At 69.1% G+C, this 8,610-nt stretch carries 8 protein-coding genes and 2 pseudogenes; 6 read left to right on the top strand and 4 right to left on the bottom strand.

The features are described from left to right. Positions 1–128: 128 nt before the first annotated feature. The gene (locus tag ABZ370_RS43825) at positions 129–1,034 is read right to left on the bottom strand and encodes an NAD(P)H-binding protein (protein WP_358634141.1); all 906 of its coding nucleotides are present in this window, start codon (positions 1,032–1,034) and stop codon (positions 129–131) included. Positions 1,035–1,208: 174 nt separating this feature from the next. On the opposite strand from ABZ370_RS43825, the gene ABZ370_RS43820 reads away from it, so the two are divergent. After that, the gene (locus tag ABZ370_RS43820) at positions 1,209–2,135 is read left to right on the top strand and encodes a helix-turn-helix transcriptional regulator (RefSeq protein WP_358634138.1); all 927 of its coding nucleotides are present in this window, start codon (positions 1,209–1,211) and stop codon (positions 2,133–2,135) included. On the opposite strand, the gene ABZ370_RS43815 is transcribed toward ABZ370_RS43820, so the two are convergent. Together ABZ370_RS43815 and ABZ370_RS43810 are read right to left on the bottom strand one after the other, a co-directional pair. Then, on the bottom strand, positions 2,078–2,527 hold the full coding sequence (locus tag ABZ370_RS43815; protein WP_358634135.1) for a nuclear transport factor 2 family protein: 450 nt from the start codon (positions 2,525–2,527) through the stop codon (positions 2,078–2,080). The genes ABZ370_RS43820 and ABZ370_RS43815 overlap by 58 nt on opposite strands. Before the next feature lie 42 nt (positions 2,528–2,569). Next, positions 2,570–3,619, bottom strand: coding sequence for an AraC family transcriptional regulator (locus ABZ370_RS43810; protein ID WP_358634132.1), 1,050 nt, complete (start codon positions 3,617–3,619; stop codon positions 2,570–2,572). Positions 3,620–3,685: 66 nt separating this feature from the next. Here ABZ370_RS43810 and ABZ370_RS43805 point away from each other — a divergent pair, with 66 nt between their 5' ends. The 4 genes and pseudogenes from ABZ370_RS43805 to ABZ370_RS43790 all read left to right on the top strand — a co-directional run. Next, positions 3,686–4,975, top strand: coding sequence for an MFS transporter (locus tag ABZ370_RS43805; protein WP_358634129.1), 1,290 nt, complete (start codon positions 3,686–3,688; stop codon positions 4,973–4,975). A gap of 141 nt (positions 4,976–5,116) precedes the next feature. Beyond that, the gene (locus ABZ370_RS43800; protein WP_358634127.1) at positions 5,117–6,004 is read left to right on the top strand and encodes an alpha/beta hydrolase; all 888 of its coding nucleotides are present in this window, start codon (positions 5,117–5,119) and stop codon (positions 6,002–6,004) included. 201 nt (positions 6,005–6,205) lie between these two features. Then, positions 6,206–7,477: an SGNH/GDSL hydrolase family protein gene (locus ABZ370_RS43795; RefSeq protein WP_358634124.1), complete on the top strand. Its 1,272-nt coding sequence runs from the start codon at positions 6,206–6,208 to the stop codon at positions 7,475–7,477. Positions 7,478–7,803: 326 nt separating this feature from the next. Next, positions 7,804–7,947 (top strand): annotated as a pseudogene (locus ABZ370_RS43790) (carboxymuconolactone decarboxylase family protein); the annotation flags it as partial. Between the two features lie 264 nt (positions 7,948–8,211). Here the strand turns inward: ABZ370_RS43790 and tnpA are convergent. Next, positions 8,212–8,521, bottom strand: a pseudogene (gene tnpA, locus ABZ370_RS43785) (IS200/IS605 family transposase). An 11-nt stretch (positions 8,522–8,532) separates the two neighbouring features. Between tnpA and ABZ370_RS43780 the strand changes: the two are divergent. After that, positions 8,533–8,610 (top strand): helix-turn-helix domain-containing protein (locus ABZ370_RS43780; protein WP_358630464.1); only part of this gene is annotated, 78 nt, incomplete at its 3' end.

The following is an 8,610-nucleotide window of genomic DNA, read 5'->3' as shown; positions in this document are numbered from 1 at the left end:
GGCCCCCCCGGGGGGGGGGTGGCCACCCCCCCACGCCCCCCCCCCCCCCCCCCCCTTTCTCGCGGGGGGGGGGGGGCCCCCCGCCCCCCGCGGCCCGCGCCGGGGACCCGCACTGTGGGCCAGGGCCTTCAAGCCGATCGGGCCGCGCGGTACCGGGGAGCGAATTCCTCCTCGACGAACCGTTCGATGGAGGTGGGGGTGGAGGTGCGGGCGGTGCGCGGCTGCTCCATCCGCGTGTGCCGGGAGTTAACGGATTCGCCCACCTCGGCCATCATGTCCGCGACGTCGACGGACACGCCTTGACCGCGCAGTGCCGCATGGAAGTCGGCGAGGCTGGTGTGCTCGTAGGTGAAGTCGTCCGCACGCACGGCGTTCGCGATCACGCCCACGGCTTCCCGCATGCTCACGTCGCGTTCCCCCTGGAGCTCCAGGATCTTTGTACCGTGCCAGGTCCCGGCGGCGAGTTCCTCCCCGGCTCGGGCCCCGACATCGCGGGTGGTGACGAAGGGCAGGGGAAGGCCGGGCTCGAAGGGGGCGCTGATGCGGTGGTGGGACCTGGCGGAGTCGACGTGGTCCAGCAGGTTCTCCATGAAGTACCCGGCCCGCAGCCACAGCGTGTCGACACCGGGGACGGCCGAGAGGCGCTGCTCGAAGCGGTGGAGCCCCCTGACCGGTCCGGTGCCGGTGGCGTGGCGGGCTCCCCAGCTGCTGAGCCCGACGACGCGGGTCACGCCGGACTCGGCGACCGCCGTGGTCAGGGAGGCCGCCACCTGGTCCTGGAAGGCGCCGAAGTCGGGGTGATCGGGGAGGTAGTTGGGCTGGATCACCGCGTAGACGCCGTCCGCGCCCCGGAAGGCGTCCGCCAGCGCGGCCGGGTCGGCCGGGTCGGCCTCCGACACCTCGGCGCCGCGCGCGGCAAGGTCGGCGAGTCGCCGGGCCGAACGGCCGACGGCGCGGACGCGGTACCCGGCCCCGAGCAGGTGCACGGCGGCGGCCCGCCCGGTGCGGCCACCGGCGCCGGTGATGACGAACATCGATGTATCTCTTTTCCTTGGCGTTCTGTGCCGGTGCCGGGCCGGGGCATCGAGGCCGTCGCCCGACTGAGATCCGGACCTTTCGGTAGGCGTTCGAACGCTAGACACCCGGCGAACCGGGCGGGTAGGAGTGGGACACCCACCCCGGAAACGCCTCGTCCTTACGCTGGCGGCATGAAGGTTTCACCTGGGCACGGCGGACGCGAACCACTGGCGGCCTTCCTGCGCGCCCGACGGAATGGGGTGCGGCCCGAACATCACCGGCTGGCCACGGGGGCACAGCGCCGGGTGCCCGGGCTGCGGCGGGACGAAGTGGCGCTCCTGGCCGGGATCAGCACCGACTACTACGTGCGCCTGGAACAGGGGAGGGAACGCCGACCGTCCCCCGCGGTGGTCGAGGGCCTGTGCGAGGCGTTGCTGCTGGACGCCGTCGCGGCACGTCATCTGCGCGAACTGTCCGCCCCGGTGACGTCCATGGGCGGGGGCGAGGCGCCCCGCATGGGCACCGATCGCCTGGAGGCCGTGCACCAGATGCTCCGTTCCATGACGGTGCCCGCCCTGCTGGTGAACCGATGGCTCGACATCGTGGACACCAACCCACTCGGCGATCTTCTCCACGAAGGGCTGGAGCCCCGGGACAACTACGCCCGCCTGGTGTTCCTCGCCCGCGGAGCACAGGCATTCTTCACCGAGTGGCCCGAACTCGCCCGCTGCATGGTGGCGGCCCTCCGCGCACAGTCCGGCTCCGAGGCGGGGTCGGCCCGCCTGAGGCGGCTTTTGGAGGAGCTGTCCGCGCACAGCGATGTCTTCAGATCAGCCTGGGGCGGGCACCACCTCTATGAGAAGACGATGGACCGCAAACGGTTCCGGCACCCGAGGCTCGGTGCGCTCGCACTCGACCAGCACGTCCTGGAACTGCCGGGCAGCGAGGGCCACAGGATCTGGGCCTTTCACGCGGCGGACGACGCGACCGCGAACGCCCTGCGCTGCCTGCTACCCCCGGCGCCGCCGTCCGGCCGTCCGGCCGTCCGGACCCCGGAACCTCAAGCGGTCTGGGCAGGTGCCGCGCAGGCATCGGCGATCGCGGCGGTGTCCCAGTAGAACGGACGGACCTCGGCGATCCGCCCGTCCTTGAACTCGACCGTCTGCAGGATGGGGAAGGTGAGCTTCCGGCCGGTGGCACGTGCGCGCGCACTGACCTGGGTGAGTACCACCGTGGTCTCGCCGGTGGCGAGGAATTCCTGTTTCACCATCTCGAACGATTCCCACGTCCGGCTCATCGCGAGGAAAAACTCCTCCATGCCCGCATGCCCACGCCAGGTGCCCCCGAAGGGCAGGGCGTCTGCCTGGTGCAGGACGACATCGGGAGCGAAGAACGGAGCAAGAAGATCGAACGAGGCCTCACCGGGGCCACCGGCCGCCAGGTATTCCGCCTCGGCTGCGTACATGAGGGTGAGGAGGGCCACCGAGTCCGCTGCGAACGCATCAGTCATGCCGCAAGGATCATCGACCGCGTCAAGGAGCGCTGGCGGCAATCAGACATCGCGCTCTTGTAGCAGCCGAAGCGGCCCCTCATCAGCAGCGTTTGAATGTGGGGTGTCTCTGCTGGCGCCGGGCGGGCGGCCGGTGACGCGTTTGAAGGCGCGGCTGAAGGCGGCCTGGGAGGTGTAGCCGAGGCGTTGCGCCACGGACTGGATCGGCAAGGTGTCCTGGGCCAGCCACTGACCGGCGAGGAGCATCCGCAGCTCCGTGGCGTAACGGAGGGGCGGTATGCCGATCGTCGTCTGGAACCGGTCCGCGAAGACGGACCGGGAGACATTGCATTCCGCTGCCAGCTCCGCCACGGTCCAGTGGTGCCCGGGCTGCCGGTGCAGGGCCAGGATGGCGCAGGCCAGGCGGGGGTCGCGCAACGCGGCCACGAGGCCGGAGGTGTTGTCGCATCCGCATTCGATCCAGCCCCGCACGATCATGGCCGCCGCCACTTCGGCCAGCCGGGCGAGGATTCCGGCGAAGCCCACGCGCGCGGAGCAGACTTCGCGCCTCATGGACGTGAGGATCGGTATGAGCCCGGGGTAACGCTGCCCCTCGGCGTCGACCAGCATGACATCGGGCATCAACTGGCTGAGGCCCTGCATTCCGCCGAGGTCGAAATCCATAAAGCCGTTGAAGAAGACCGCGCTGGGAGTCGGGTCGGTGCTCGGGCAGACGTCCACGGCACACACCGCGTCGCTGAGCGGGACCGCGGCGAAACTGTCTATGCCCTGGGCCGGTATGTCCGGACCGGAGAGCAGCTGATGGGATTCGCCGTGGGGCATGAATATGGCGTTTCCGGCCGAGAGTTCGTGGACCGTTCCGTCCTCGGTGCGCAGGACGGCGGAACCGACGGCGAGGAAGTGGAAATAGGCGCGGCCGGGCTTGGCGTCGAAATTGAGGCCGAACCGCGGGCCGACATGGACGCGCCGATACCGAACCCCGCGCAACCGCATGCTGGTCAGCAGTTCGCTGAGGAGGTCCGACGTCAGGGCGAACTGCCCCGCGTCCCCATCGCCCGGACTCCTGGTCAAAGATCGCAGACGCTCTGTCATAGCTCATCCTGAAGTTCGCGTGCAGGCTTGACTTGAACCTCTCATGCGATTCAGGAGAAGCGAAAGTTGAGCAGTGATGTGCGCGGCATCGTGCCCGACGCCGAAACCGGCGAAGCGGCCGATGTGGGCGATATGGCCGATGCGGAACGGGTACCGCCCGAAGAACCTGGCTCATCGTCCTGGGCGGCGGTGTTCTCGCTGGCGATGGGCGTGTTCGGGCTGCTGACGGCGGAGTATCTGCCGACCAGCCTGTTGACTCCGATGGCCGCCGACCTGGGAGTGTCGGAAGCCTTGGCGGGGCAGTCGGTGACGGTCACGGCTGCGGCGGCGATGCTTTCCGGATTGTTGACGGCGAGCCTGACCCGGAGGGTCGACCGAAGGACCGTGTTGCTCGGCTTCACCGTCCTGTTGATTGTTTCCAATCTGCTGGTGGCCGTAGCCCCCAATATGGCGGTGCTGTTGCTGATGCGGACCCTGCTGGGCGTCGCACTCGGTGGCTTCTGGAGCATGGCGGCGGCCGTCGCCATGCGTCTGGTGCCCGCGGCTTTGGTGCCGCGTGCGGTATCGATCATCTTCAGCGGCATCGCGGTGGCGACCATCGTGGCGGTGCCGCTCGGCAGCTACCTCGGCGACCTGTCCGGCTGGCGCAGCACCTTCGTGGCGGCGGCCGCACTCGGGGCGGTGACGCTGGTGTTCCAGCTGTTCGCCCTGCCCCGGATGGCACCCGATGGCACGGCACGCCTGGGCACGTTGTGGGAAGTGCTGCGCCGCCCGGGCTTCGCCATCGGCATCGCGGGAATGCTGCTGGTTCACATCGGGCACTACGCCCTGTTCACCTATATCCGGCCCGCTCTGGAAAACGTGGTGAAAGTCGACGTCGATGAGTTGGCGCTGCTGTTGTTCGTCTTCGGAGTGGCGAACTTCGTGGGCACGCTGGCGGCCGGATGGCTTTTGGAGAAAAGTCTGCGCCTGACGCTGGTACTGACACCGGCCCTGATGGGCGTCGCGGCACTGGGCCTGGCGCTGCTTCCCGCCGGGCGCCTCGGGTACGCGGCTCTGGTGGTCCTCTGGGGCCTGGCCTTTGGCGGCGTGTCGGTGGCCTGGTCGAACTGGGCGACGCGCATGGTGCCCGACCAGGCGGAAAGCGCGGGCGGACTCGTGGTGGTAAGCGTGCAGTCCGCTATCGCGGGCGGGGCTGCCGCAGGCGGTGTGATGTTCGGTATCGGCGGCGTCGTCACCGTATTCACCGTCTCCGGCGTCGTGCTGCTGGCCTCCGCGCTGCTGATCCTGCGACGGGTCGAAGCGCCCCGATACCAGGCACGGAACGGATTCATCGAGGCCGACAATTCCCCGTGATACCGGACACGTTGTCGTTGACTTGAGAGGGTGATTTGATCTTGGTGGCCCCGTAGGCGGTGACGCCGACAAGGTGAACGACCCAGGCCCGATCGGCGACCGTTATCAGAAATTCCCCATTCACAGCCCGAGGAGTAATTCATGAGCACGATCGCGAAAACCGTCGAGATCCCCCACCTGGGCGGATCGACCGTCGGATACACCTTCGCCAGGCCGTACGACCCCGCGCTCCCGACGCTGGTCCTGATCAACTCGTACACCACCTCGGCCGACCTCTACCGGCCGCAGTTCGCCGACCCGGCGCTCGCGTCCACGGCCAACCTGCTCGCCCTGGAGCCCTACGGCCACGGCCGTACCCGGGCCACCTACCAGCACTTCACCTTCTGGGACAGCGCGATCGCCAACCTCCAGGTCCTTGAGGCCCTCGGCATCCGCGAGGCCTTCGTGCTGGGCACCTCGCAAGGCGGCTGGGTGGCGGTCCGCATGGCGCTGCTCGCCCCGGACGTCGTGAAGGGCGTCATCCCGCTCGGCACGTCGATGGACTTCGAGAGCCCGCGCAGCCGCGACCTGGGGTGCTGGGACGGCATCGAGTTCAACACCCCGATCGTCGACGCCCTCGCCGACCCGGTCGACGAGGACTGGGTCGTGCCGGACCAGTTCGTGGACGATGTGTTCGACGCGGCCCTGGGCGGCATCTCGGGCGAGGAGCGCGACTTCTGGCTCGCCGCCTACCGCGCCAACTACGCCGGTGACGCCGGACGCCGCCGCCTGCGCCTCAGCACCGTGAACCTGCGCGACCGCGACGGACTCCACGGCAGGCTCGACGAGGTCCGCTGCCCCCTCCTGTGGCTCCACGGCACCGCGGACCAGGTGTACTCCGTGGCCAACGCCGAAGAGGAGATACGGATGTTCACCCACGCCCCCGAGGCGCGTCTGGAAACCATCGAGGCCGGTCAGCACTTCCTGAGCGCCTCGAACCCGGTGGAGGTCGACTCCGCGGTGATCGACTTCGTAAAGCGCTGGGCCTGAGCCTGTTCTGCAACTGAACCGCTCACCCGGGAGGCCGCTCCTGGGCCTCCTGGGTAGGGGCAGCCCGACGACGGATTCGGGGGACAGCCCCGGTGCTCCCGGGCTCGAAGGACGCTGGGATCTCCTCATCACGCTTTACCGAGGAGATCCCTGATGCGTTCAGCAAAGCCACGACCGTGGAAGAGGACGGGATGGCGAGGCATGCTCGCCGCCACCACGGCGGTGCTCACCGCGCTCGTGGTCTCGGCGACAGCCATGGCCCACGAGGACGCGCGGCAGCAGCCGCGCCCCGGCAAAGGGCCGGTGTGGACCGGGGCCTGGGGCACAGCCGTGCAGCGGCCCATCGAGGGCAGCGAGGACTGGGGGCCCAACTGGTCGCGGCAGGGATTCGCCGACCAGTCCGTACGCCAAGTGGTCCGCGTCGCGACCGGCGGCACCACGCTACGGATCAGGCTGTCCAACGCGTACGGCACCACACCGCTGCGGATCACCGCCGCGACCGTCGGCCGGTCCGCCGGGGACGCCCAGCTCTGGCCCGGTACAGCACGCACGCTGACATTCGGCGATCACCCGGGCACCGCCATCGCTCCCGGGCGTGACATCGTGAGCGATGCCGCGCCCCTGAGCACCTCCCCGCTGGAAAAACTGACCGTCACCCTGTACTTCGCGGACCGCACCGGCCCGGCCACCTTTCACCGATTCACCACCGCCACCTCGTACCGCGCCTCCGGAAGCCGTCTCACCGACTCCGGCGGCGACGCTTTCAAGGAGTCCACGAACGCCTGGTACTTCCTGAGCGGTGTCGAGGTGTCCGGTGCCGCGTCCCCACAGCGCGACACCGCAGTCGCCTTCGGCGACTCGCTCATCGACGGGACGGGGGCCACGCCCGGCGCCGACAACCGCTTCACGGACAAGCTCGCCGAACGCCTCGTTGCCGCCCGCCGCCCGCCGAACGTGGTCAACGCCGGCATCGGCGGCAACCGCATCCTCAACGGCTCCCCCTGCTACGGGGACAAGGCCACCGACCGCTTCCGGCGTGACGTACTCGACCGTCCCGGCGTGCGCTCGGTGATCATCCACCTGGGCGCCAACGACATCGGTGCCCCCGAGATGGGCGATCCCTGCATGGGCTCGGCACCCCACGTGACCGCACGCCAGATCATCGATGCCCACAAAGAGCTGATCCGGACCGCCCACGCCCACGGCGTCAGAGCCGTCGGCGCAACCATCCTGCCCATGAAGGGCGCCCTCTTCCCCGTTTACAGCGAGCAGGGCGAGAAGGTCCGGACCGCGGTGAACCGCTGGATTCGCACCAGTGGCGCGTACGACGCCGTCCTCGACGTCGACCGTGCCCTCGCGAACCCCGCCGATGCCGCCCTGCCGCGCCCCGGCTACGTATCCCAGGACGGCCTGCACCCCAACGAAGCCGGGTTCCACGCCATCGCCTCCGCCGTGGACCTCAACGCCCTCTGAGTAGTGCATCCAGCCGCCGTCGCCGCCGATGTACCACTCGCCCTGTCCGGACAGCTGGAGCAGATGGTGGTAGCGGTTCGGGTCTTCGTCGTGCGGCAGCAGCGGTGCGCTTCCGGTCGGGAACTCCGGTCGGCCGAAGGCGATGTCCTCGGAGTCGAGCGCGCCCGGCCGTTGCGGCCACTCGGGCAGTAGGTCGTATAGGTACGTGTCGGGCATGGCCCTGGCCATGTGGTCGATGTCTGGGCCCAGGTCGAGGGTCTTCCAGGCGGGGTCATAGGTGTCGGGGAAGGCGAACCCGGGGGACGCCGCCCACGCCAGGTGGCCAGCTGCGCAAGCACTACGACGACGACCGGATCTCCGCGCCGGTCTCGCTGGTCGGCCTGATCGACGCTGCCAACCGGCTCGCCGTGATCGTCCGCCAGCGGGGAGGGTCGTACGAGCCCGGCACGTTCGCCGCCGCGGTCAGCTGACCGGTGGTCGCGTCCCGCCCGCGCCCGGCCCAGGACTCCTGATCCGGGCCGGGCGCCTCGGCGCGGGGCCCTCGGGCGCACGGCGCCCCCACACTCAGCCCAGATTGCCGCTCGTGGGAAACGCCGCGCCCCTCCACTTCCCGCATCCGGGAAGTGGAGGGGCGTTCATGCCGGCCGGCGCCGGGGTTACCGATCATCTTGCGTGAAAGCCCCGGCCTTCAGGCCGGGGATGAAACGCATCTCGGGACTGCTTTGACCTGTGGGTCAGAGCGGACGTTGTTGCTGCTCGATGTATTGACGGATGATCGTGAGTGGCACGCCTCCGCAGGAGGCGGAGAAGTAGGACGGTGACCACAGGTGTCCGTGCGTGATGGCGCGGTTCATGGTTGTGGTGTACTCGCGTCGCAGGTAGCGGGCGGAGACGTCCTTGAGGCTGTTGACCAGTTTGGAGACGGCGATCTTTGGTGGGTAGTGCACCAGCAGGTGCACGCCGGTACTTGGTCACGAAGACCAAGTGAACGTGCATCGCCGAAACTGTATGCCTGTCACGGCGACATTCGTCCTCGCTGTCCATGAGACCGCAATATGTTCGTGTTCGTGCAGCTCCGCTACAACTACCGGGTCTACCCGGACGCCCCGCAGCGCCGCGCGCTGGCGCGTGCG

The organism is Streptomyces sp. NPDC005962, from assembly GCF_040629205.1.
Lineage (GTDB): Bacteria > Actinomycetota > Actinomycetes > Streptomycetales > Streptomycetaceae > Streptomyces.
The sequence above is the reverse complement of the archived record's forward strand: the minus strand, read 5'-3'. Positions and strand labels throughout refer to the sequence as shown.